20 protein-coding genes, 1 tRNA gene, 4 pseudogenes and 1 other annotated feature are annotated in these 23,896 nt (G+C 62.0%); of the genes and pseudogenes, 16 read left to right on the top strand and 9 right to left on the bottom strand.

All coding sequences use genetic code 11. The features are described 5' to 3' along the window. The gene (locus ABD05_RS01950) at window positions 1-1,368 is read right to left on the bottom strand and encodes an MFS transporter (RefSeq protein ID WP_047898718.1); all 1,368 of its coding nucleotides are present in this window, start codon (window positions 1,366-1,368) and stop codon (window positions 1-3) included. Between the two features lie 166 nt (window positions 1,369-1,534). Then, on the bottom strand, window positions 1,535-1,915 hold the full coding sequence (locus ABD05_RS01945; protein ID WP_047898717.1) for a DUF5594 family protein: 381 nt from the start codon (window positions 1,913-1,915) through the stop codon (window positions 1,535-1,537). Window positions 1,916-2,032: 117 nt separating this feature from the next. Here ABD05_RS01945 and ABD05_RS01940 point away from each other — a divergent pair, with 117 nt between their 5' ends. Continuing rightward, complete coding sequence (locus ABD05_RS01940) at window positions 2,033-2,434, top strand: hypothetical protein (RefSeq protein ID WP_047898716.1); 402 nt, start codon at window positions 2,033-2,035, stop codon at window positions 2,432-2,434. 197 nt (window positions 2,435-2,631) lie between these two features. On the opposite strand, the gene ABD05_RS01935 is transcribed toward ABD05_RS01940, so the two are convergent. Continuing rightward, window positions 2,632-2,955: a hypothetical protein gene (locus ABD05_RS01935; protein WP_047898715.1), complete on the bottom strand. Its 324-nt coding sequence runs from the start codon at window positions 2,953-2,955 to the stop codon at window positions 2,632-2,634. A 143-nt stretch (window positions 2,956-3,098) separates the two neighbouring features. Between ABD05_RS01935 and eco the strand changes: the two genes are divergently transcribed. Next, window positions 3,099-3,599 (top strand): serine protease inhibitor ecotin, encoded by a 501-nt coding sequence (gene eco / locus ABD05_RS01930; protein WP_047898714.1) that lies wholly within the window; start codon window positions 3,099-3,101, stop codon window positions 3,597-3,599. Between the two features lie 39 nt (window positions 3,600-3,638). Here eco and ABD05_RS01925 read toward each other — a convergent pair whose 3' ends face one another. Next, complete coding sequence (locus ABD05_RS01925; RefSeq protein WP_047898713.1) at window positions 3,639-4,253, bottom strand: TetR/AcrR family transcriptional regulator; 615 nt, start codon at window positions 4,251-4,253, stop codon at window positions 3,639-3,641. A gap of 115 nt (window positions 4,254-4,368) precedes the next feature. Between ABD05_RS01925 and ABD05_RS01920 the strand changes: the two genes are divergently transcribed. After that, a complete protein-coding gene (locus ABD05_RS01920; protein ID WP_047898712.1) occupies window positions 4,369-5,109 on the top strand; it encodes an SDR family NAD(P)-dependent oxidoreductase in 741 nt (246 codons plus the stop codon). A 43-nt stretch (window positions 5,110-5,152) separates the two neighbouring features. On the opposite strand, the gene ABD05_RS01915 is transcribed toward ABD05_RS01920, so the two are convergent. After that, a complete protein-coding gene (locus ABD05_RS01915; RefSeq protein ID WP_047901035.1) occupies window positions 5,153-5,497 on the bottom strand; it encodes a hypothetical protein in 345 nt (114 codons plus the stop codon). A 232-nt stretch (window positions 5,498-5,729) separates the two neighbouring features. Here ABD05_RS01915 and ABD05_RS01910 point away from each other — a divergent pair, with 232 nt between their 5' ends. The 11 genes and pseudogenes from ABD05_RS01910 (at window position 5,730) to ABD05_RS35565 (ending at window position 19,113) form a co-directional block, all read left to right on the top strand. Then, on the top strand, window positions 5,730-7,115 hold the full coding sequence (locus tag ABD05_RS01910; protein ID WP_238594086.1) for a right-handed parallel beta-helix repeat-containing protein: 1,386 nt from the start codon (window positions 5,730-5,732) through the stop codon (window positions 7,113-7,115). A 176-nt stretch (window positions 7,116-7,291) separates the two neighbouring features. After that, window positions 7,292-8,223: pseudogene (locus ABD05_RS35580) on the top strand (IS3 family transposase); the annotation flags it as partial. After that, window positions 7,573-7,689: a sequence feature (AL1L pseudoknot), on the top strand. Its footprint overlaps the pseudogene before it by 117 nt. Window positions 8,224-8,270: 47 nt before the next feature. After that, entirely contained in the window at window positions 8,271-9,641 is a 1,371-nt protein-coding gene (locus ABD05_RS35575) for an IS30 family transposase (protein WP_082146117.1), read from the top strand. A 33-nt stretch (window positions 9,642-9,674) separates the two neighbouring features. Continuing rightward, window positions 9,675-9,983 (top strand): annotated as a pseudogene (locus tag ABD05_RS01900) (integrase core domain-containing protein); the annotation flags it as partial. A gap of 322 nt (window positions 9,984-10,305) precedes the next feature. Continuing rightward, a pseudogene (locus tag ABD05_RS35570) lies at window positions 10,306-11,538 on the top strand (type VI secretion system Vgr family protein); the annotation flags it as partial. Between the two features lie 91 nt (window positions 11,539-11,629). Further along, window positions 11,630-12,658: an IS21 family transposase gene (istA, locus tag ABD05_RS01885; protein ID WP_047898709.1), complete on the top strand. Its 1,029-nt coding sequence runs from the start codon at window positions 11,630-11,632 to the stop codon at window positions 12,656-12,658. After that, window positions 12,655-13,428, top strand: a complete 774-nt coding sequence (gene istB, locus ABD05_RS01880; RefSeq protein WP_047898708.1) for an IS21-like element ISBcen13 family helper ATPase IstB — start codon at window positions 12,655-12,657, stop codon at window positions 13,426-13,428. The genes istA and istB overlap by 4 nt, the downstream gene beginning before the upstream one ends. Before the next feature lie 66 nt (window positions 13,429-13,494). Next, window positions 13,495-15,054 (top strand): annotated as a pseudogene (locus tag ABD05_RS01875) (DUF2345 domain-containing protein); the annotation flags it as partial. Window positions 15,055-15,067: 13 nt separating this feature from the next. After that, complete coding sequence (locus tag ABD05_RS01870) at window positions 15,068-17,152, top strand: T6SS effector phospholipase Tle3 domain-containing protein (protein ID WP_047898707.1); 2,085 nt, start codon at window positions 15,068-15,070, stop codon at window positions 17,150-17,152. A gap of 44 nt (window positions 17,153-17,196) precedes the next feature. Further along, entirely contained in the window at window positions 17,197-18,831 is a 1,635-nt protein-coding gene (locus ABD05_RS01865; RefSeq protein WP_279613302.1) for a type VI lipase adapter Tla3 domain-containing protein, read from the top strand. An 18-nt stretch (window positions 18,832-18,849) separates the two neighbouring features. After that, entirely contained in the window at window positions 18,850-19,113 is a 264-nt protein-coding gene (locus ABD05_RS35565) for a PAAR domain-containing protein (RefSeq protein WP_082146029.1), read from the top strand. 643 nt (window positions 19,114-19,756) lie between these two features. On the opposite strand, the gene ABD05_RS01860 is transcribed toward ABD05_RS35565, so the two are convergent. The 4 genes from ABD05_RS01860 to ABD05_RS01850 all read right to left on the bottom strand — a co-directional run bounded on the left by ABD05_RS01860 (window position 19,757) and on the right by ABD05_RS01850 (window position 20,935). Continuing rightward, window positions 19,757-20,152, bottom strand: coding sequence for a DEAD/DEAH box helicase (locus ABD05_RS01860; RefSeq protein ID WP_047898706.1), 396 nt, complete (start codon window positions 20,150-20,152; stop codon window positions 19,757-19,759). A gap of 125 nt (window positions 20,153-20,277) precedes the next feature. Beyond that, window positions 20,278-20,382, bottom strand: a complete 105-nt coding sequence (locus ABD05_RS37265; RefSeq protein WP_238594085.1) for an Arm DNA-binding domain-containing protein — start codon at window positions 20,380-20,382, stop codon at window positions 20,278-20,280. Between the two features lie 163 nt (window positions 20,383-20,545). Then, a tRNA-Arg gene (locus tag ABD05_RS01855) sits at window positions 20,546-20,620 on the bottom strand. A gap of 132 nt (window positions 20,621-20,752) precedes the next feature. Further along, a complete protein-coding gene (locus tag ABD05_RS01850; RefSeq protein WP_027785088.1) occupies window positions 20,753-20,935 on the bottom strand; it encodes a rubredoxin in 183 nt (60 codons plus the stop codon). 199 nt (window positions 20,936-21,134) lie between these two features. On the opposite strand from ABD05_RS01850, the gene ABD05_RS01845 reads away from it, so the two are divergent. Together ABD05_RS01845 and ABD05_RS01835 are read left to right on the top strand one after the other, a co-directional pair. Next, window positions 21,135-21,539 carry a DUF4399 domain-containing protein gene (locus ABD05_RS01845; protein ID WP_047898705.1) on the top strand — a complete coding sequence of 135 codons (405 nt, stop codon included), beginning with the start codon at window positions 21,135-21,137 and terminating at the stop codon, window positions 21,537-21,539. A 288-nt stretch (window positions 21,540-21,827) separates the two neighbouring features. Continuing rightward, window positions 21,828-23,777 carry an ATP-binding cassette domain-containing protein gene (locus ABD05_RS01835; protein ID WP_047898703.1) on the top strand — a complete coding sequence of 650 codons (1,950 nt, stop codon included), beginning with the start codon at window positions 21,828-21,830 and terminating at the stop codon, window positions 23,775-23,777. Window positions 23,778-23,896: the final 119 nt, after the last annotated feature.

Genomic DNA, 23,896 nt, shown 5'->3' with positions numbered 1-23,896 from the left:
TCAGGCCGCCGCGTCCGGCCGCGGCGACGCGATGCGCAGCATGCTCACGACCGCGGCCACCGCCGCGAAGGCCGTGGCGACATACAGCGCGATCGTCGGCCCGCGATCGGGCGCGAGCCCGAAAATCAGCGCAACGAGCGCGGCGCCGAGCGTCTGGCCCGTCAGCCGCGCGGTGCTCAGCATGCCGCCGGCGCCGCCGCTGCGCTCGCGCGGCGCCGACGACAGCATCGCGCGGTTGTTCGGCGACTGGAACAGCCCGAAGCCCGCGCCGCACAGTGCCATCCGCCACACGATGTCGACGGTGCCCGGGTGCGCGCCGATCGTCGCGAGCGACAGCAGCCCGGCCGCGAACAGCGCGAGCCCGATCCCGCCGAGGATGCCGGCCGAATAGCGGTCCGACAGCACGCCCGCGAGCGGCGCGGCGAACACGATCACGAGCGGCCACGGCGTCATGTACAGGCCGGTCTCGACCTGCGAGAAGCCGAGCGAATTCTGCAGCCAGAACGGCAGCGCGACGAACGCGAGCATCTGCGACGTGAACGACGCCGTCGACGTATAGACCGACAGCGCGAACATCGGGATGCGCATCAGGTCGACGGGCAGGAGCGGCGCCGGCTGCGACAACTGACGTTTCACGAAGAAGTAGCCGACGACGAGCGCGACGGCCAGCTCGGCCGCGACGTATGCATGGCGTTCGCCGTGCCCGAGCCCGTCGACGGCCGTGATCAGCAGCCCGAATACGCACGCGTTCATCAGCGCGCTCGGGAAATCGTACGGCGCGTCGTGCAGCGGGTTGGCCGGCAGCGCGCGCACGCTGCCGAGTACCGCGGCGATGCCGATCGGCACGTTGACCGCGAACAGCCACGGCCACGACGCGAACGACAGGATCGCGGACGCGACCGTCGGCCCGATCGCCGACGACAGCGCGACCACCATCGCATTGATCGACAGCCCGCGCCCGAGCAACGACGACGGATAGATCATCCGCACGAGCGCCGCGTTGACGCTCATGATGCCGGCCGCGCCGAAGCCCTGGATCACGCGCATCACGGCCAGCATCGGCAGCGAGCCGGCGAGCGCGCAGCCGAGCGACGCCGCGGTGAAGAGGGCGAGCCCGGCGATGTAGATGCGGCGATAGCCGATGCGCTCGCCGAGCGACGCGAGCGGCAGCAGCGTGATCGTGACCGCGAGTTGGTACGCGTTGACGATCCAGATCGACGCGGCGTCGGATGCGTGCAGGTCGCGCGCGATGGTCGGCAGTGCGACGTTCGCGATGGCGCCGTCGAGCACGGCGAGCGTGATGCCCAATGCGACGCAGACGATCGCCCAGTAGCGTTGCGGAAGCGGCAGGCCGGTATCGGCGTTCATGACGGGAGCGAAAGCGTGGTTGTCCGCGCGCCCGGTTGCCGGTTGCGTGCGCAACCATGCGAAAAGGGTGGAGGCGGCGATGAACGGCCCGGCCGGCGCGGCTGCACCGGACCGGGGCCGGTCGAGTGTATCACCGGGCCGCATTGCGCGACGCCGGCGCGGGCACTCAGCCTTCGAAGTCGAGGCCGCCGAGCCGCACGAGCGGGTCGGCCTGCGTGCGCGACGCGAGATCGATGTCGCGCGCGCCCTGCCACGCGCCCAGCTTTTTCGGCAGCGCGGCCAGGTAGTGCTCGAAGCGCTGCGGGCCGTCCGGTTCCATCAGCCGCTCGATTTCGTCGGTGTCCCAGGTCAGCTCGAGATTCAGCGGATGCACGAAGCCGCTCACATGCTCGTGCGGCGCGCTGCGGATCTGCACGCGCGTCGGGTGCCCGTGCCCGCCGTACGGGACGACGTCGGTCAGCACATGATCGGCGAAGAAGGCGGCGATTGCCTGCGCGATGCGCGGCGCGAATTCGGTATCGAAACGGCGGGCGGTTTCGGGCTGCATGAAGGCGTCTCCTGTGTGCCGAAAATCGTAGCACGGCGGCGCTGGGTTTCGGCGTGCGCGATACGCGTAATGGCGCGTTACCACTTGCTGCATCTATTACGGCTGCGTGCCGCCACAATGCATCGCATCCAGTACCACTTCGCGTGGGAGTCCATCATGAAAAAGATTGCCGCAGTGTGTGTCCTCGCCGGTTCGCTCGTCGTGGCGGGCCCGGCGTCCGCGCATGGCCGCGACGGCGGCGCCATCATCGGCGCCTTGATCGGCGGCGCGGTGCTGGGCGCAATCGTGACGTCCGCGATGAATCCGCCCGTCGTGTATCAGGCGCCCGCGTACCAGGCACCGGCCTATCAGCCGCCGACGTACTACCAGGCGCCCGCGTACCAGCAGCCTGCCTATCCGACCTACCAGCAGGCGCAGTACCAGGACGACGGCCCGAACTATTGCTACGACCGCTACCAGCGCGCGTATGTGTGCGGTGCGCCGGTGTCGCGCGGCTACGCGCAACCGGCCGGCTGGTAAGCAGGCAGGTGCGCGACGCATGACCGGGTTCGGTGCCGGCTGGCCGGCGCCCGCCGAAATTCGCTTCGCTGGACCGGACGACAAAAGGCCCTCGCTTCATGCGAGGGCCTTTGTTTTTTCCGCGGCCGCCTGTTCGTCCACGTGACGCGCCGGCCATCGGCGGGTCGTGCGCGGATACAAACGGTTGCAAATGTGCGTCAGTGGCGATGGCCGCCGCCGCCGTCGCCATCGTTCCAGTCGCCGCGGTGTCCGCCGCCGCGTCCCCAGCCGTTGCCGCGGTTGCCGCGATCGCCGTCCCAGCGGTGGTAGTCGCGCCGGCCGCGATCCCAGTCGCGGCCGCGATCCCAGTCGCGCCCGCCGCCGCCACCCCAGATGTTGACCGTGCCGTACACGGGGGAAGGGCCGTACGCGTAGCCGGGATCGGAATAGTAGGGCTGTCCGTAGCCGTATCCGGCGTCGGGAGCGACGACGCAGCCGGCCAGCAGGGTCGCGACGCCGGCGGCAGCAATGAGCTTCAGCATGATGTTCTCCGTTGGTTCCCGTATAAGTACCGCGCGCAGGGATTGCCGGCTGTTCGGAATTGTGTCGTCAAATTACAGCGCCGTAAGGTCTCGCGGCGAAAGTGTTAGCATCCAAGGCCCATTTGTTTTTCAGGAGCACATCGATGAAATTCGCGATCCGGGCCGCCCTGGCCGCTTTCTGCGTCACGACTGCCGCCGCGTGCGTGGCGGGCCCCGCATCGGCGCCCGCCGTGCCGGCCGAGTCGATCAAGATGTTTCCGCAGGCAGCGGCCGGCCAGCAGCGCGCCGTGATCGCGCTGCCCGCGCTCGAGAACGAGGGCGATGCGCGCGTTGAGCTGATGATCGGCAAGACGCTGCAGACCGACTGCAACCAGCAGTGGTTCGGTGGCGAGCTGACCGCCGAGGACGTGAAGGGCTGGGGTTATACGTACTACCGGCTCGCCGACGTGAAGGGGCCGGCGTCGACGCTGATGGCGTGCCCGGGCCAGGCGCCGCAGCAGCGGTTCGTGCAGGTGCGCGGCGACGGTCAGCTGCTGCGCTACAACAGCCGCCTGCCGCTCGTCGTCTATGTACCGGACGGCTTCGAGGTGCGCTATCGCGTGTGGCATGCGTCGAAGGACGTGCAGCACGCGGCGAAGCAGTAACGTGCCGGCGCGGCCGCGCGCGGCCGCGGCGTCCTGCCGCTAGGCGCCACTCGCGCCGACGAGCGCCGGCCACGCGGCCAGCGCGGCTTGCGCGACCGCCTCCAGATCGCGACGGCTCGCGCCGTCGCGCGCCTGGATCGACATCCCCTGTTGAACCGTCACGTAGTACCGCGCGATCGCGTCGAGGTTCGCGTGCGCCGCGATCTCGCCGGTCGCGACACCCTGCGTGAGGCGCTCGCGCAGCGCTTCGACCGTGCGTTCGCGCATCGCGATCAGCGTTTGCCGGACGGTGTCGGAACGCTCGGCCGGGTGCAGTGCCGACAGCACGATCAGGCAGCCGGCCGGCTTCGACCGCCGCGTGAACACGCGCGCGGTATCCATCAGGTAGTTCCGCATCGCGTCGTACGCGCTGCCGGCCTGTTCGACGCCATCCCAGATTTCCCGTCCCTCCGTTGCGCGGTAGTGCTCGAGCGCCTGCCGGAACAACGCTTCCTTGCTGCCGAACGCCGCATACAGGCTCGGTGACGCAATGCCCATCGCGGCCGTCAGGTCCGCCATCGACGCACTCTCGTAGCCGAGGCGCCAGAACACCTCCATCGCGCGATCCAGCGCCGCTTCCTTGTCGAAGCTTCTCGGTCGGCCACGTTCAGCCATTGCTTCCCTTCCTTCGTCGATATCTGTATCGATCGATAAAATAATTCAATTGACAGCGTCGCGCAACTTGCCACATTCTGTGTCGACCGTTACATAAATAAGGAAAGGAACGAACATGGATCGACTTCAGGGCAAGCGCGCACTGATCACGGGCGGCAGCCGCGGCATCGGCGCGGCCATCGCGAAACGGCTGGCGGCCGATGGTGCGGACGTCGCGATTACCTACGAGAAATCGGCCGAGCGGGCGCAGGCCGTCGTCGCCGGCATCGAGGCGCTGGGCCGTCGCGCGGTCGCGATCCAGGCCGACAGTGCCGATCCGGTTGCCGTGCGCAACGCGGTCGATCGTGCTGCGGAGGCGTTCGGCGGTCTCGACATCCTCGTGAACAACGCGGGGATCTTCCGGGCCGGCACGCTGGACGACCTGACGCTCGACGATATCGACGCGACGCTGAACGTGAACGTGCGCGCGGTGATCGTCGCGTCGCAGGCGGCGGCGCGGCATCTCGGGGAGGGCGGGCGCATCGTGTCGACCGGCAGTTGCCTCGCGACGCGCGTGCCCGATGCGGGGATGAGCCTCTATGCGGCGAGCAAGGCCGCGCTGATCGGATGGACGCAGGGGCTCGCGCGCGATCTCGGGCCGCGCGGCATCACGGTCAATATCGTGCATCCGGGCTCGACGGATACCGACATGAATCCGGCCGACGGCGAACATGCCGGTGCGCAGCGTTCGCGGATGGCGATTCCGCAGTACGGCAAGGCCGATGACGTGGCGGCGCTCGTTGCGTTCGTCGTCGGGCCGGAAGGGCGGTCGATCAACGGGACAGGATTGACGATCGATGGCGGTGCGAACGCATAAATGGCGATGCCCGGCGTGACTTGGCCGGGCGGCGTTGCGTTCGTTATCGGCAGCCGAGTCGTCGATGCTCGGTTTCCAGGTTGGCCCGCTTGTCGTAAGCCTGCAGTTCGTTGCGCGGCTTGCCGTCCGGGCCGATTCCGCGCACGACCTTCTGGCCGCGGTCGGGTGCATGCGTCACAGCGTCGATGCCGGCCGCCAGTTCCCTGCAGCGTGCGTCGGAGGACGCGTTTTCCGGGCGCGGTGCTGCCGCGCCTGTGACGTTGGCGAGGCCCGGGCTGACATAGCGCTGTTTCGCGTGCGCCGTGCCGGATGCGGTGCCGGTATCGGCGGCGTTCGCCGTGCAGGTCAGGGCCGAAAGTGCGGCCATTGCCGCGATCGTTCGAATCATGGTCGGGTTCGTGTACATGCGAAGGTTCGGGATTCTACGCAATCCCCGGTGCATGCCCGTGGCGATTGGACGGAGTGCGATCACGTGTCGCATGTCATGGAGATGAATTCGAGAGGATCGCAAACGGTTTGTGTGTGAGGTGCACAGCGTGTGCCAGTCGGGTGAAGGAGTTCATTTACAAAAACGCCAGGCGTACTTACGATGAGGCCACCTCGGGCTCGCAAGAAATCGTATGCGTACAGTCGATCGGGCGATGCTTGCCGCGCTCTGCCTTGGCCTCACCGCGTGTGGCGGCGGCGACAACAATGCTGCGCCGGCAACGCAGACCGTTGCGAACACACCTACATCCCCCGCCGTGCCTGCCAGCGCGGCATCCGGCGCGACGACTTCGTCGACGAATCCCGCAAACCCGGTGCCGGCGCCGGCGGCCAGTCCGGCCGGCACGACGCCCGGTGCAGCGCTCCCGCCCGCCCAGGGCGCAAACACCGTTCTCGTCGCTGACGTGACGGTCTTTCCGGCCGCCGACGGCAGCGATCAGGCCGACGCATTGCAGAGAGCATTCGACAGCCTGAAGGCCGGCCAGCGCCTGGTCATCGCGCCGGGCCGCTACGTCGTCGGGCATTCGCTCGCGGTGACCGTGCCCCAGGTGGTGATTTCCGGATACGGCGCGACGCTGGCCGCCACGAATCCGGCCGACCAGACCATCGTGATGAGCGGCGCCGGTTCGACGCTCGTGGGCGTGACGCTGGCCGGCACCGGAACGACGCGGCTCACGACGCCGGCTTCGACCAAGGTCGAGGTGACGGGCGCGGGCGTCCAGGTGCTTCGCGTGACGATCGATGGCGGTGCCAGTGGCGGGATCTTCGTGTTCGGCGGCAGCGGCGTCGCGATCGTCGGCAATACCGTCCGGGCGACGCTGGCCGACGGCATCCATACGACCTACGGTTCGACCAACGTGCTCGTGCAGAACAATACGGTGACGGGCGCCGGCGACGACCTGATCGCCGTCGTCAGCTATGTCGGCGACGGCCGCCTCAACAGCAATGTGCTGATCGACCATAACGCGGTGTCCGGCAATGCGTGGGGGCGCGGTATTTCGGTGGTCGGCGGCCAGGCCGTGACGATCTCGAACAACACGGTCGACGGCGTGCAGAAGGCGGCGGGCATCCTGGTTGCACAGGAGGACAGCTCGAAGACCTACGGCGTGTCGAACGTCGTGATCACCGGCAATGTCGTGACCAACATCCAGAACTCGAACGTGAACAACGGGTTGCAGCCGACGCAGCAGGCGGCGATCGAACTCGACACGTGGACGGGAACGGTCACGGACGTCGCGGTGACCGGCAATCGTGTGTCGGGTTCCGGTTATGCGGGTTTCAGGGCGTATGGAAACGTGTGCTCGTTCAGCGTGACGGGCAATACGTTCTCGTCGATAGCTGGTTCGCCGGTGTCGCTGTTGTCGAGCGGTTGTGCGGCGGGCCAGATGGTCGTCGATGCGAACCGGTTGGGCGACGGAAGTGTGCTGGCACGGCCGGCAGGTGCGTCGGCGACGGGCACGTTTACCGTGACGGGCGCGGATGCGAGCCTGATGCCGCAGGTGCGGACGGGGGTGATGTGAGGAGCGGGCGCCGGGGTTCGGCGAGGGGCGGTCGCCTGACGGCGTTTTGCGTGCGCGGTTCCGGCAGGTCGAGTCCGGCAGTGAGTCGTGAACAAGGGAGCGTGCGGGAAATTTTTGGTCCCCGACTGAACCGCACCGAATTTTGTGGAGGCTCGGATTCTTGAGAGAATCGAGCAATGAACAAGAAGGCAACCAAGTTTTCCCCGGAAGTCCGGGAGCGCGCAGTGCGTCTGGTACGTGAGCAGCGTAGCGAACATCCGTCGATGTGGGCGGCGGTCGAATCGATTGCGCCGATGATCGGCTGTACGCCGCAGACACTGCTGGATTGGGTCAAGCGCGAGGAGATCGATCGTGGGGAACGTGATGGCGTGAGCACGGCCGAGCGTGAACGCATCAAGGCCCTGGAGCGTGAGGTCAAGGAACTGCGCCGTACCAACGAGATTCTCAAGCTGGCGAGCGCGTTTTTCGCCCAGGCGGAGCTCGACCGCCGATTCAAGTCCTGAAGGCCTTCGTCGATCAGCATCGCGACACCTTCGGGGGCGAGCCGATCTGCAAGGTCTTGCGGATTGCCCCGTCGAGCTACCGACGCCATGCTGCGCGGCTTCGTGACCCGTCCAAACGCTGCGCTCGCGCCAAACGCGATGAGGTCCTGCAACCCGAGATCAAGCGTGTCTGGCAGACCAACATGCAGGTCTACGGTGTGCCGAAGGTCTGGAAGCAGATGAACCGGGAGGGCATTGTGGTCGCACGCTGCACGGTCGGGCGGCTGATGAAGCGGCAGGGCTTGCGAGGCGCAGTTCGCGGCAAGCGAGTTCGCACGACGAATCCCGATACGAGCGCCCCGTGCCCGCTGGACCGGGTCAATCGGCAGTTCAAGGCTGAGCGGCCGAATCAGCTTTGGGTGTCCGACTTCACCTATGTCTCGACATGGCAGGGTTGGCTGTACGTGGCGTTCGTGATCGACGTGTTTGCCCGTCGCATCGTCGGTTGGCGCGTCAGTTCGTCGATGAGCACGGACTTCGTTCTGGATGCGCTTGAACAGGCGCTGTACGCGCGCCAACCGGGCGAAGATGGGACTTTGATACACCACTCCGATAGGGGGGCTCAAGGCGGATTCAACTGGTCGTCGCAACATCTCCAGATTGGAGCTGTTGAATGGGACGACCACTGGGATGGGGCTCGGAACAAACGGGAAGGCCCGTCATGCGATCACCTGGCAGACCGGGTGTCAATCAACTCGATTCGAAGCGAGCATTCTGGAAGTGCATTGCACAAGGTATGGAGACCGAGGCCGCAGCGCTGGCGTGTAACGTATCGCAACCGTTGGGGCCGCGATGGTTTCGTGAAGCGGGCGGCATGGCACCGATCGACCTGGCGCCACACTCTGGGCGCTATCTGTCATTTTCGGAGCGCGAAGAGATCGCGCTGCTGTGGGCGCAGGATTGCAGTGTTCGTGAGATTTCGCGAAGGCTGCAACGGTCGCCGTCAACGATTTCACGCGAGCTACGCCGTAACGCAGCGACCCGCGGTGGTACTCTGGTGTATCGGGCAACGGTTGCCCAATGGAAAGCTGAACGCGCGGCCGAGCGTCCGAAGGCTTCGAAACTGGCAGAGAACGACCAGTTGAGGACATATGTGCAGGATCGCCTGGCTGGAACGGTCACTGACTTTCGGGGCAAGCCGATTCCCGGACCTAACGTTCCGTGGAAAGGACGAAGACAAGGACGTCGTGCGGACCGTCGCTGGGGCACTTGCTGGAGTCCGGAGCAAATCAGTCGGCGAATTCAGATTGACTATCCCGATGATCAATCTATGCGGATCTCCCACGAAGCCATCTATCAGGCACTCTACATTCAAGGCCGGGGCGCTTTGCGACGAGCGCTTACTGCTTGCCTGCGTTCGGGCCGTGCACTTCGCGTGCCGCGGGCCAGGACGCAACAGCGCGGAAAGCACTTCGTCACTCCGGAGGTTATGATCAGTGAACGCCCTGCAGAAATTGCTGATCGTGCTGTTCCAGGGCATTGGGAAGGCGACCTGATCATTGGCCTTAACCGCTCGGCGATTGGCACTCTGGTTGAGCGCACCACCCGGTTCACGATGCTGCTGCATCTTCCTCCAATGGAGGGCCATGGAGTCGGGGTGCGCGCCAAGAACGGGCCAGCGCTGGCAGGTCACGGGGCAGAGGCTGTTCGCAACGCTATCGCGACAAAGATCGCGCTACTACCCGAGCATTTGCGCCGATCACTGACATGGGATCAAGGCGCAGAGATGGCCCAGCATGTACAGCTACGAATCGACACGGCTCTGGAAATCTACTTCTGTGATCCCCAGAGTCCATGGCAACGCGGGACGAATGAAAACACGAACGGCCTACTGCGACAGTACTTTCCGAAAGGCACAGACATGAGTCGATATACCGAGCGTGAACTCGACGCGGTCGCGAACACACTGAACTGTCGACCACGTAAAACGCTCGGATGGAAGACGCCAGCGGAAGCATTCCACGAACTGTTATCCGAAACATAACGATGAGTGTTGCGACGACTCCTTGAACCTAAGCAATACGTCAGCATTCGGTACAGCGAACGCTTGGCCGAGGCGGGTATCGAGCCGTCCGTCGGCAGCCGTGGCGACAGCTACGATAACGCGCTGGCTGCAACGATCAACGGTCTCTACAAGACGGAACTGATTCATCGACGCGCCCCGTGGAAAACGCGGGAATCCGTCGAACTGGCGACCCTGGAATGGGTGGCCTGGTACAACCATCATCGGTTGATGGAGCCGCTCGGCTATATCCCGCTTGCCGAAGCTGCGGCAAACTATTACCGGCAACTCAAAAATGATGCTGAAGTGCCTGCATTAACTTAAACCAACCGGCCTCCACGATTCCCGGTGCGGTTCACTCCTGCGCTGCGACGCGCTTGTGGTGCTCTCCTTCGCATAGCTTTCAACTGGCACGATTAGCCAAGCAATTGACAATCTTTCCGATGTGAAAGGTTCAGTGCATTTGCGTGCCAGCCTGTCAATTTTGGTTAAATGAGGCCCATGTACATGTAGGCGCCGCACCAATCTCCTGCTCTCGTCTGTAGATTTGGTACTCTGTAATGTACGAAATGGTGATTCGCTCGTCCCGGTATGTGGGTTGATCGCCTAAACCAATACGAAATCGAAAAAAATCGAGAGGGCGGCTGTGTCACTATCCGAAACAATAAGTAGCTTTGCCGCGGGGGCGGTTGACTGGAATAGGCGTCCTGTAGCGCTGAACTTTGGTCGGTTGCAAAGCACCTTGGGGCATTTGCTTGCGCTTCAGCACGCAAACGTTCGCGAGGGGTTAATGGCCGGCATCCACGGGCACCTCACCTGCGTGTCAGCTCGCCATGATCTTTCACCGAAGCTGTTCATTGGTGTGCCTATCTCGGTGCGGCTTGTCACCGACCGTGGTCAGCTTCATTTGATCAACGCGATCGTCCAGGACGTACAGATTGGTCAGAGCGACGGCGAACTCTGCGTGTACCAGCTCACAGTCTGCGACGCTCTGTCTCTGATGGACAAGCGCACCAATTCTCGAGTGTTTCGCAAGCTGAGTGTTGTGGACATCCTTGGGACGCTGTTCAACGAATGGCGGCAGCGCAGTCCTGCTCTGGCTCGTGCGTTCGAGTTCGACCTGTCCGGTCTGAGGCGCGATCGCTATCCGGCTCGCGAATTGACTCGACAAGTAAACGAATCAGACGCGAAATTCGTACGTCGCCTGTTGCGTCGCGAAGGGATCACGATTTTCGCCAAAGCCGGAGCGGCTCAGGGCGAGCGCACTGCCCACGACGACACACCGATACATACGCTGGTGTGTTGCGATGATCCCGGGGCGTTACCTGAAGCGCCGGCTGGCACGGTGCGCCTGCACCCTCGTGACGCCGGCACGGAGGAGCGCGATACAGTCACGTTGTTTGCGCTGCATGCGCGGCTGGTGCCGGGCATGACCAGTCGCCCATCGTGGGACTACAAGAAGGCTCGAATTGACGAATCGACTGCCGCGGGCAGCGTTGATCAGGGCGAGGCCGGCAATGATCTTGCGAAGCTCTTGACCGACGTCGCGATCGACGTCCCGCATGCAGGTGACTCGTGGGACGATCATGAACGGCTCACGCGCGCGCGGATGCTTGCGCATCAGTTCGAGGCCGAGCAGTACGACGGAGCAAGCGGCGTACGCGATCTTGCCGTTGGCACATGGATCACCTTGGCTGGCGATCCCGAGTGGGACATGCAGTCGACCGACAAGAGACAGTTCGTTGTGACGTCGATCGATCACGAGGTCTGGAACAATCTTCCGAAGGGATTGACCGAGCGCGTGCAGGCGTTGTTCGCTGCAAGCCACAATCTTGCGTTCCAATCACGTCCGCGGCCGTCTGCGTCGGCGGAAGAGGCTGTTGGGCGCAAAGTAATAATGAGCCACTTCGCGCGAAGTAAATCTAAGCCACCTTTCAGTACAGTCAGCCTTTTGCGCGCAAAGGCTGGCGATGCTCCAGAAGGAACAGTGGATGCAAATCCATGTGCTCAAAGCCCAAGGCGTATCGGAGCGCGAGATCGCGCGGCGCCTGGGCATTTCTCGCAACACGGTGGCGCGGTACCTGTCGGCTGAGGAAGTGCCGCGCTACAAGCCGCGTGAACCGCGGCCAACCAAGCTCGGAGCGTTCGAGGCGTACATCATCGAGCGCATGAGGGCCGCAGCACCGGAGACCATCGCAGCGCCGGCGCTGCTGCGCGAGTTGCGGGCGCGCGGCTACGAGGGCCAACTGCGAAGCCTGCAGGCTTTCATGAACACGCATAAGCCCATGCCGAAGCCCGATCCAGTCGTAAGGTTCGAGACCGAGCCCGGTCGGCAGATGCAGTGCGATTTCGTTGTCTTCCGACGAGGCACCGACCCGCTTTACGCCTTCACCGCCACGCTCGGCTTCAGTCGTTGGCGCTGGGCACGCTTCACCACCGATGAACGCGCCGAGACGCTGGTTGCCTGTCATCATGCGCTGTTCGAAGCCTTGGGTGGCATTCCTCGCGAGATCCTTTACGACAACGCCAAGACCATCGTTGTCGAGCGCGATGCTTATGGCGACGGCCAACATCGCTGGCACGCCGGCCTGCTCGATCTGGCCAAGCGGTACGGCTTCCTGCCCAGATTGTGCCAACCGTACCGCGCGCAGACCAAGGGCAAGGTCGAGCGATTCCACCGCTATCTGCGCGGCAATTTCTATGTGCCGCTGGCAAGCCAGCTTAAACAATCCGGCTTGATGCTCGATGCCGCGACTGCGAACGTCGAGGTGAGTAAATGGCTGCGCGACGTGGCCAACCAGCGCGTGCATCCGGTTACCGGGCAGGCACCCGCGATTCTGTTGGAGCAACGAGAACGGGCTTGCTTGCTCGATATGCCTGGCTACACATTGCCCCGATTGCCGGCTCGCGCCGTCGCTCGGCCGCGCGTTGATCCCGCGATGTCGATCCAGCACCCGTTGTCCGTCTACCAGCAATTACTGACCGAGGTGCGCGCATGAACTTGCAGCAGGAACGCATCGACGGGCACTGCCAAAGCCTGAAGCTCGAGGGACTCATGCACCGATACGTCGCTCTGGCCAGCGACGCGGCGGCCAAGCAATGGAGTTTCCTCGACTTCCTCGAGAACGCGCTCGCGCACGAACGAGAGACGAGGCAAGTTCGTTCGCGGCAAACACTGGTGCGCATGGCCGGGTTTCCCGCCATCAAGACACTGGATGACTACGACTACAGCTTCGCCGTCGGGGCCCCGCGCGAGGCAATCGACGAGCTTGCCACGCTACGCTTCATCGAGCGAGGCGAGAACGCCGTGTTGCTTGGTCCGTCGGGCGTGGGCAAGACGCACCTCGCGATCGCCATCGGATATGCAGCGACGCAGGCCGGCATCAAGACGAAGTTCATCACGGCGGCGGATCTGATGTTACAGCTCGAGGCTGCACGCCGACAGGAGCGATACGACGCCGTTCTTCGGCACAACATTCTCGGCCCGAGGCTGCTCATCGTCGATGAGATCGGCTATCTACCGCTCTCGGGCGATCAGGCCAGTCACTTCTTCCAGATCGTCGCCAAGCGCTACGAGCGTGGCTCGATGATCCTGACCAGCAACCTGCCGTTTGCGCAGTGGGACGAAACCTTCGGCGGCAACACCACCCTCACTGCAGCGATGCTCGACCGCATCCTCCACCATGCCCACATCATCCAGATCAAAGGAGACAGCTACAGACTGAAACAGCAACGCAAAGCCGGGCACGTCCCGACATCGAAGAAGTAACGACTGGCTCAGTTTTACTTTGCGCGATCAGGCGCGAAGTGGCTCAGATTTCAAATGCGTTTGACAGAGGCGGACACGCGTTACGAAAATACATTCACCTGCGTGCGCCGTGGTGTACCGCTCACACCGGCCTACGATCCGAAAATCGATTTACCGCCGGTGCACCTGCTGACAGGTGTGATCGTGACGCGTGATGGTGAGGAAGTCGTCTGCGACGAACTCGGCCGAGTTTACGTGCGGATCCAAGGGCTCGATCCGGCGGATCATACCCACGCGCAAGGCGCCGGCACCAACGACAACGTTGGTGATAGTGCTCCGATCCGTGTCGCATCGAGCCTGGCGGGAACGCAGTTCGGGGCTTCGTTCCTGCCTCGTGCTGGGATGGAGGTTTTGCTGGGCAGCATCGGAGGCGATCCTGACCGGTTGGTGATCATTTCGGTGCTGGGGAACGGCGTGAATCAGCCGGCTACATTCACCCATACCGGCTCATTGCCGGGCAACCGCTATGTGTCCGGGATCAAGACAAAGGAAATTAAGGGTAAGCGGTATAACCAACTCAGGCTGGACGACACGCCGGGGCAAATTTCCAGCCAGTTGGCGAGTGAGCATGCGCATACCCAATTGAACCTTGGCTACCTGACCCAGCCACGTGACAACGGCGCGGGGCAGGATCGTGGCGAAGGCGCGGAGCTGCGCACTGATGCAGCGGCCGCCTTACGGGCGGCGCAAGGCATTCTGCTGACGACCTATGCGCGGTCGCAGGCGAGCGGCGGGCAACTCGACCGCGACGAATTACTTCAATTGCTCGGTGAATGTACCGAGCTATTTAAGTCGCTCGGTGATTACGCCGGGCAGCACGGCGGACAGGCTGCTGATACGGCAGGTCAGGTCGCTGTCTCGCAAGCGTTCAAGAATTGGGCGCCAAGCAGCGGTACGTCGGAATCCGGATCTGGGCCGGCAACAACTTCGCAGGCCCTGATGGCATTAGGTGCGCAGGCAGGGTCGGTCAATGTCACTCCAAAGACGCATGTTACCTACGCGGGTGAGAACATCGATCAGGTCGCGCAGCAGCATCTCCAGTTGATGAGCGGCCAGCGTTTTAACGCGACTGCAGGTCAGGGGATGCAGTTATTTGCGCGTGGCACAGGGATGCAAGCCGTAGCTGGTGAAGGCCCGATGCTGCTGCAGGCTCAGGCTGATTCGCTAACGGCGAATGCGCAGAAGGGGGTTAAGATCGCGACCAACGAAAACGAAGTGTTGGTTACCGCGCCGACAATTCGGTTAGTCGCTGAGGATGGCAGCTACATCAAGATCGGCGATGGTGTGACGCTTGGCACGAGCGGCGATATCAAGCTGCTATCAGCTTCGCATCAATGGGGTGGACCATCGACGCAGCAAGCCTCAAAGACCGCATTTGCAAACCAACCGACCGATCAGCGCTTCCGATTGCATTTTCCAGGACAGGATGGCGATACGCCGGTTGCTGCGAACCGCGCATATCGGATGACGCTGGACGATGGGCGCGTCGTTGAAGGCAAGAGTGGTCCCGATGGCTTGACCGATCTCGTATCGGACGACGCGATGCGGATCGTCAAGATCGATATCCTGAAAAATTCGCTCGCTTGAGCAAGCTACGACGATGACCAATACCTCGCAACCGACTGTTGTTACGCAGGGCATGGCTGTCACGATGTCCAATCGTCCCGGCCCGCGAAACGTCCAAATTCCGGCCGATCGGCCCGGCGTTGTAATTTTCCTCCATGGCGTTAATGATCCGGGCGCCAACTATGATCACATCGAGCAGGGGTTATGCGAAGGGTTGAACGAACGCCTCAGTCGCAGCGATCTGAAGCCGGGTGTGTATGGCGCTCTCTTTAACAAGGCCGTGAAGTATAAGAGTGACAATCCCAACTTTGATCAGTGGAAGGACATCAAGTACGATCCGGACACCTATCTTTATCAGCGAGCCGAGGTAACTGAAGGTCAGGGCAAGACTCATAGTATGTTTATCCCGTTTTATTGGGGATATCGAGCGTCGGACGGCGAGATCAAAGGCGGAGAAAAAAACCCGTCGACGTTTCGTGGTCAGTACCAGGACGGCAACGGCAACCGCCTGGGCAAGAAGTTCGCGAAGGGCGGCGGGATGTTCAACAATGCCACTACGAATATTCCGGCGATGTACGATGCTGGCTGGATGGACAACGCTGCAAACTGGGGCGCCGGTCTGTTCATGAGCGACTACCAGTACAGTTCGACAAGCCCGAAGCGGCACTACTACGTTCTGGCAGCGGTACGTCTCGCAATGCTGATCCGCGAGATACGGAGAGTTGATCCGAACGAAACGGTAACGGTAATGGCCCATAGTCAGGGAACCGTTATTACGCTGCTTGCGCAGGCAATGCTTGCTGAGAGTAAAGAGGACGGTTCGCGATGTGCTGATTGCGTGATTTTGGCTGACAGTCCATACAGCCTGACTGAGCCCGCTATCGCGCAGGCTGCTCAGCCGAGTGCAACTCCTTATACGCTTCGCGGCAAGCTCAATACTCTCATCAACATTGTCCAGTCAATCACCGCACATCCACACTCGGAGCCGCCGCTATCGCAACTCATCTGTAAGGACGACAACCCAGATCATCAGGGGCGAACCGGACGCGGATGGAGTCCCGCGCAGGCAAGCCGAAAAGACAAGGATGGCAAGGTCTATCCGTTCACGGAACGGGACAATCGAGGCAAAGTTTACTTGTACTTTTGCACCGAGGACGCCACGGTCGATCTTATGACAGTCAAGGGTATAGGCACGCATGGTGTGCCGGATACTGTCGACGAAATATGGCAGGGAGCACGCAAGTTGTTGGGGATGCCGATGAAATCCACGACCACGCTAAAGGCGATGGACGTGCTGAAGTCGCATCGGTTCTATCAGCGACTCTGGTCGAAGGTCTCTACCGATTTATACGGTCGGCCCCGTTTCGTTGGGAAAAAGCCCGAATACTATGATGGTCAATACCTCGGGGACGACCGAAAGTTTGAGAAGCGCTTGATTAACGCAGACGAGTTGTTTCCCCCGTATCAGCCAAATCTCTATGGTGATGAAGCAATTCGTGGCACGGAGCGCAAGCCGGGTAAGGATAAGCCGGACTACGTGGCACGTGACACTCTTCTCGGTAATCCAAAAGCTAAAGTGAAGTTTATTCCATTGGCGGACTTGCCCGAAGATGTACGTAAGCAAGGCAGTCCGGCGATCATGAAATGGTATAACAGCAAGATTGCGGATCCCGAAGATCAAACCAATGTCGTTCGCGCGGCTGACGGATATGGAATACATTGGGAGCGTGAGGAGTCGCCCAACGAGACGCGAGCGCGATTGGAAACGGATAGTGGTAAATGGGATGATAATTCATACCATTCCGCGATTTATCGAGATTCGAATAACATGCGACGTGTTGCGGCTATGGATGTTGCGATTGGTCAAGCACGCAGTCTCGATGACCCGGATATGAGGAAGCTGTTGGTGGCGATTGCTGATTGGAAATTGGATTCAACAAAACTTAAAGAAGTTCAGAATAACAAGTGTTATGGAAATTTGCTTGGTTCGTCTCAGGGGATAATTGAAAAAAGTTCTAAGTATTATTCTCGGGGAGAGTTTCCGTCCGACATTGTTCCCAAAACGCCACCAAAGATGGTGGACGGGGAGACATTTGCTCAACGCGAGAAACGCCAATGAATGTAAGCTTGTCACCTTTGTCGCGCCCCCGGTTGCGCGGGTACGTGTTGATACTGTTCGCGCTGGCGTTGGCTTGGACGGCTGTTACGCTGGTGCGGTCATATCACTACTGGGAAAACACTGGCATCGAGGATCCGCATATGGGCAGTACGATACGCAACGGTTTTTTGGTAATTGTAGGCTTGGTTGCCGCTGCATATGCTGGGCAGTGGATCTGGCGAGCGTCGCATGGCGAAGGTCGGGCAGCAACGGTGCAGCCTGTTGCGACGGCCGCTGAAGTGGTCACGCCGCAGACGAACTCCGAGAACGCAAAAATTTTGGCAGGGACGGGGGCCAAATACGCATTGGAGATTCGTGCGGTTGGGTTGGCGGTAACAGGACGACACCAAGACACGATCTGGAAGCAAATTGTCGAAAAATCGAATAATTACGAGACGGTTCTTTCCTCCGACCCGAAGGATTACGGGGAAAATCCGGATGAACGTAGGACCTTTGCAGAAGTGGCTGCTGGCGCCTCATTTAAATATGCCGCTGGCGAAGCTGTTGATCACTGGCCGGTTCCTGTGATTATTTATGGGCCGCCAAAAGGGGCTGATAGCCACTATCGAGCGGCATATGAAATTTCCGATGTGCGCCAAAAGGCCGGGCTTGGCGTTACTCAATTTCTTTGGTTGGATGACGCCAATGCCAGCAGCGCAGCACCTGCTATCGACAAGCTTTTCGAATTTTTCGACGAGCATCCTGATGTTCCGGCTGCGCTGGTGATGAGTCAAGATAGTATGGTTAATCGTTGGGGGTTAAATACGCCTGGGGCACCTAAAGAGCCGCAGGGCGCGTTTATTCCACCTGTCGTCGATAGCATGGGCGCATTGCTTGTCGCTAGAACGGATCGGGTTAATAAACTCGTTCGCCCATATCAGGTCGACATGCCAGGTGATATCGACAACACAAAGACTCAATACGACGTCGTCAAGCTGTGGAACTTCTACTGGAAGGAGGATAGTGCTTTTTCCGACAAGGTAGAGGCTGAAGCCGGCGGGCACTTTTATGGCCCTCCGACAATGCGCTCCGACTGGTGGATATCGAAATTGCCCGAGTTGTGGAAAGAGGTGACAAACAAGGGGCCAGGAGAATTCAAGTCTAGTCCGTACCTACCGGTTCGCTGGGCCAACTGGCAAGTCGAGGAGTTCGATGAGGCGCCTCTGTTGGGCTACCTTCATCGTCCTGTCGACGTCAAATTGACCGATGACAACGGGAAGCTGTTGAAGCGAGCTGAGCAAGTGAAGCAGTTGCAGGAGGGCTGGAAGCAGGCAGTGGCGACGCTACCGGATGGCGCAAAGCCCACTCGAGTGTTTTATGACACAACTCGAGATCGCGAGTGGACGATCCCACTTACGCAAGCGTTGCACGGGAACGCGGAAGGTATCGACCTCGGTAACGTCAAGGAGGGCTACGATGTCGGTCGACGCATCGGCAATACTGGCGTTAGCTCGGCACTCGTCCAATTGTCGCTCGCGACTATCGCGAACTATGAGGACGGCGGAAGTAGTGCGACGGTCAATTTGATGGACGATGGTCGAGCGAGCATAGTGATGGTCAGTCCCCCGGACGAGGCAACCAAGGCCAAGAATTCGGAGCATCGTGGCCAGAATCCCTTCCGATATCGGATGCCGCATTAATCAGTTTGGGAGGCGCGTATGCGCGGGGTAATACGTGTCGGTGACTCGACTTCGCATGGTGGGCGTGTTCAAACTGGCCGCGAGAATTCAACGGTGATGGGACGAGCGGTCGCATGTGTCGGGGACCGTTGCACTTGCCCCATGTCTGGTCACGACCACTGCGAAATCGTGGAGGGCGACGAAAACGTGCGTATTGATGGTCGCGCGGTTGCTTTTGACGGTCACAAGACATCGTGTGGCGCCGCGCTGATTTCGTCGGTTCCGACATCGGGACGCGCGTAGCAGCGCGTACGCTGGTGGTTGGGGACCGGAATGACCCCTGCCGATGGTGAACGTCGCTGGTCGTGAATGGCCGGCTGCGCGAAACCATGTAGCGTTCATTGCTGAGGATTCGTGTGAGGGTAGTGACGATTTGCTCGCCTACGGCGGCGGACATCCACCTCACGACTTTCTCAAGTCGGGGAGGGAGACACTCGACTCTATCGAGGTCGATCAGCTGGCGATTGACGTATTGGTCTCGCCCCCTAAACCGCATCCTGCGGTGCCCTCACGATGCGTGTTCGAGAAAATTGGAGATGCATATCCGGGACCTCGTTCTGGTCACCAACGCTGTCGCCTTTTCGCCGAGACATCTTCCTTGTTCGACGGTATGGGGGCGAAGAATCGAAGGTGGTAGCGGCTGCGGAGGGGGAGATTATGGGGTGCGGGCATACGGGGTCAAACCGGTTAACTGGGACGAAGATTCCGGATCCTGCCCCGCACTGTACAGCGGCGTATCAAGATGCTATATCGCGACTACTCTTCCATAGTTTGCTAGTATTCGAGGTAATTTCGCGCGGGTTCGCCGCGCATATGGTTGAGCGGCTCAAGAGATAACGGTTCTCTAAGTTTGACGGGTGTGGCCGTGCCGGAGCGCGGATTGTTGCTACGTGACGCTCGCGACAACCTCCTGCTTGTTCCGAACACTCCCTTCACTGGCCATCGTGGCCGAAGTTCCGATGCATTGGAGCGTATCGGGAGCAAGGCGCTCTCGGACGCGACGCACAAGCAAAGCGACGTCGGCGCCTTGCCGCCCTCGGTATGTATGCAGTTCATCTAGCACCAGGAATCGTAACCCGACGCAGTTGCCGATGACCTTGCGATCCAGCTCATCCTGACGGGTCATCAGGAGTTCGAGCATCATAAAATTCGTGAGCAGGATATCCGGGGGGTTATCCGCAATGCGTTGACGCTCCTCATTTTCTTCTTGCCCGGTGTAGCGAGCAAAGGTAATGGGGCGATCGCATCCAAGCTCTTTGCGGCCTCGATTGATCCGAGCCATCTAATTATCGAAGAACTCGAGCGCGTCACAGACAAGTCGAAGCGTGCCGAGTCGGTGAACAGCGCGCTTGGTCCGGCAATCGACGCTGGCATCCCGTCGAACATCACGGACGATGCGCTTCGCAGTCATCCGCTTGCAATCTGGACAGAGAACATTCCGCCGCCGTCGAACAACTTCACAGGCTTGTCGCCCGCTTTCGCGTTTTTGACGGCTTTGTCGGTCAAGGGCATGGGGGTATCCCTCCAAGGGGTATCTTGGATACCCCGAGAGATACCCCCAAATACCCCCGGCTGTCGCAGTACGTCCTGGGACGTATACGGAATTGAAAAAACCCGCGAAGCCTTATGCTATCACGGGTTTCCGGAATTCTGGGGATCGCATGAGACGGAAGATTGGTCCCCCCGACAGGAATCGAACCTGTATCTAGCGCTTAGGAGGCGCTTGTTCTATCCATTGAACTACGGGGAGAGCCATGTCCGGGCGATCGCGCGAAACACGCGAACCGGACGGCGGTGTGGACAGCGCGCAGAGTATAGCAAACGCGCGGCGCATCGGCGGGCGGATTGCACGCCGACGCGCGTATCGCGCAATCGGCCGCGATCAGAAATCGACGACGACGAAATCGTCCTTGCCCACGTCGCACAGCGGGCACCGCCAGTCGGCGGGAATATCGGCAAAACGGGTGCCGGCTGCGATGCCCTCGTCAGGCAGCCCTTCCGCTTCGTTGTAGACCCACCCGCAAATCAGGCAGACCCAGCTCTGGTATTCGGTTACTTCGCTCATGTGGTGCTCGGGATAATGGAAACTCGGTGATGCCGTCCGCGGCCTGGCCGGCGGGCGAAAGGCGCAATGTTACCGGAATTTCGCCGAACGCCTGCGCAACGTCGTTTTAAACGTACGCATCGCGAACAACGCAACCGAAACACGCCCGCCGTGCGTGCGGTGTATGCTTCCCGGGCTGTTTAATCATAAGGAGAAAGCGATGCTCAACAGAAAGTGGATCGCGGGCGCGGTTTGTGTCGCGGCGCTGGCCGTATCGACGCTCGCGCGCGCCGAAGCGCGCGTGTTCTTTGCCGAGCCGCGGGACGGTGCGACGGTGTCGAGCCCCGTGCATGTGAAGTTCGGTCTCGAAGGCATGGAACTCAAGCCGGCCGGCGACATGACGCCGGATACGGGCCACCATCACCTGCTGATCGACGGCAAGCCGGTGCCGAAGGGCGACGTGATCCCGGCGACCGACCATTCGCTGCATTTCGGCAAGGGCCAGACCGAAACCGAGGTGAAGCTGCCGCCCGGCCAGCACACGCTGACGCTGCAGCTCGGCGAAGGTGCGCACCGTTCGTACGGTCCCGAAATGAGTTCGACGATCACGGTCAACGTGAAGTAACCGCGTATCCCGTGCCGGCGCCCGGCGCCCGGTGCGCCAGGCGCGGAATGGCAGATCGACCGGCCGCGGACATCCGGCCGGCATTCGTCCGTACACCCGGTCGCGCGCAACCCGCAACCCGCATCCGGCGCAGGAAACCGGCCGCAAGCCGTACATGACACCGCTTTATCGCACCGCGCCGATGCGGTTCGAGCGCCGCTCGCAGGCCTAGTCCATCCGGCCATACCGGTGGCGGCGTCCGCGACCGGTACAATGGGCGCTTCCGATTCCTCTCTCCGCCGTCTCCCCATGTCGCTTTATTCCATTACCGGCGCGCAGCTCGCGTTCGGTCACGTCGCGTTGCTCGATCACGCGGATTTCTCGCTGGAAGCCGGCGAGCGCGTCGGCCTGATCGGCCGCAACGGCGCGGGCAAGTCGTCGCTGCTGAAGATCGTCGCCGACCTCGCGAAGCCCGACGACGGGCTCGTCACGCGCCAGCAGGAACTGGTGACCGTCTACGTGCCGCAGGAGCCCGAATTCGAGCCGGGCGCGACGGTATTCGACGCGGTCGCGTCGGGGCTCACGCACACGCGCGTACTGCTCGAAGAATACGATTCGATCGTGCACCGCCTCGCGGATATACCGGAAGGCGCCGAGCACGATGCGCTGCTCGCGCGGATGAACGGGCTGCAGTCGTCGCTCGACGCGCACGACGCGTGGAACTGGCGCACGCGCGTGTCGATGACGCTCGCGCAGATCGGCCTGTCGGATGTCGACGCGAGGGTCGAAGCGCTGTCGGGCGGGATGCAGAAGCGCGTCGCGCTGGCGCGCGCACTGGTGCTGCAGCCCGACGTGCTGTTGCTCGACGAACCGACCAACCATCTCGACTTCGACGGCATCCGCTGGCTCGAAGATCTGCTCGTCGCGCAGCGCGCTGGTCTGCTGTTCATCACCCACGATCGCGCGTTCCTCGACCGCGTCGCAACGCGCATCGTCGAGCTCGACCGCGGCCGGCTGCTGTCGTACCCGGGCAATTTCTCCGCGTACCAGACGCGCAAGGCGCAGCAGCTCGAAGTCGAGCGCGTGGAAAACGACAAGTTCGACAAGCTGCTCGCGCAGGAAGAAGTGTGGATCCGCAAGGGCGTCGAGGCGCGCCGCACGCGCAGCGTGGGCCGTATCGCGCGGCTCGAGCAGATGCGTCACGAGCGCGCGGAGCGCCGCAATTCGCAGGGCAACGTGAAGCTCGATGTCGCGCAGGGCGAGAAGTCCGGCAAGATCGTCGCGGAGCTGACCGACGTGACGAAGCGCTACGGCGGCCGCACGGTCGTCGACCGCATCACGACGACGGTCATGCGCGGCGACAAGATCGGCTTCGTCGGCCCGAACGGCGCGGGCAAGACCACGCTGCTCAAGCTGATCCTCGGCGAGCTGAAGCCCGACGAAGGCACGGTGCGCACCGGCACGAACCTGCAGGTCGCGTACTTCGACCAGATGCGCGCGCAGCTCGACCAGGAGAAGAGCCTCGCGGATACCATCAGCCCCGGCAGCGAATGGGTCGAGATCGGCGGCGTGCGCAAGCACGTGATGAGCTATCTCGGCGACTTCCTGTTCGCGCCGGAGCGCGCGCGTTCGCCGGTGAAGTCGCTGTCGGGCGGCGAGCGCAACCGGCTGCTGCTCGCGCGCCTGTTCGCGCGTCCGGCCAACGTGCTGGTGCTCGACGAACCGACCAACGACCTCGACATCCCGACGCTCGAACTGCTCGAAGAACTGCTGGCCGACTACGACGGCACGGTGCTGCTCGTCAGCCACGATCGTGCGTTCCTCGACAACGTCGTGACGTCGGTGATCGCGGCGGAGGGCGACGGCAAGTGGCGCGAATACGTCGGCGGCTTCACCGACTGGCAGATCCAGAGCGAGCGCTCGGAGCAGCTCGCGCAGCAGGAAGCCGCGAAGCGCGCGGTGAAGGAAGCGGTGCCGGTCAAGGAAGAGCCGGCGAAGAGCGCTGCGGGCCGCAATGCGCAGCGCACGGTGAAGCTGTCGTTCAACGAGCAGCGCGAACTCGATTCGCTGCCGGAGAAGATTGCATCGCTCGAAGAGGAACAGAAGACGATCAACGCGCAACTCGAGGACGGCTCGATTTTCGCGAAGGATCCGCAGGAAGGCACGCGCCTGACCGAGCGGTTCGCGGCGATCGACGACGAATTGCTCGCCGCGCTCGAACGGTGGGAAACGCTCGAGGCGAAGCGCAAGCCGGCATAACGCGCGTCACGTGCCGCGCGGCCGGTGGCGGCGGCGCGACAATCTCGCGATTGGCGTGCCACGCGGAACCAGTAGAATACCGCGCGTCCCGGGCAGCGCAGCGCACGCCGCGCGCCCGC

Origin of the sequence: Burkholderia pyrrocinia (assembly GCF_001028665.1) — a bacterium.
Lineage (GTDB): Bacteria > Pseudomonadota > Gammaproteobacteria > Burkholderiales > Burkholderiaceae > Burkholderia > Burkholderia pyrrocinia.
Note: the sequence above shows the minus strand (reverse complement) of the source record. Positions and strands in the feature narration are given on the sequence as shown.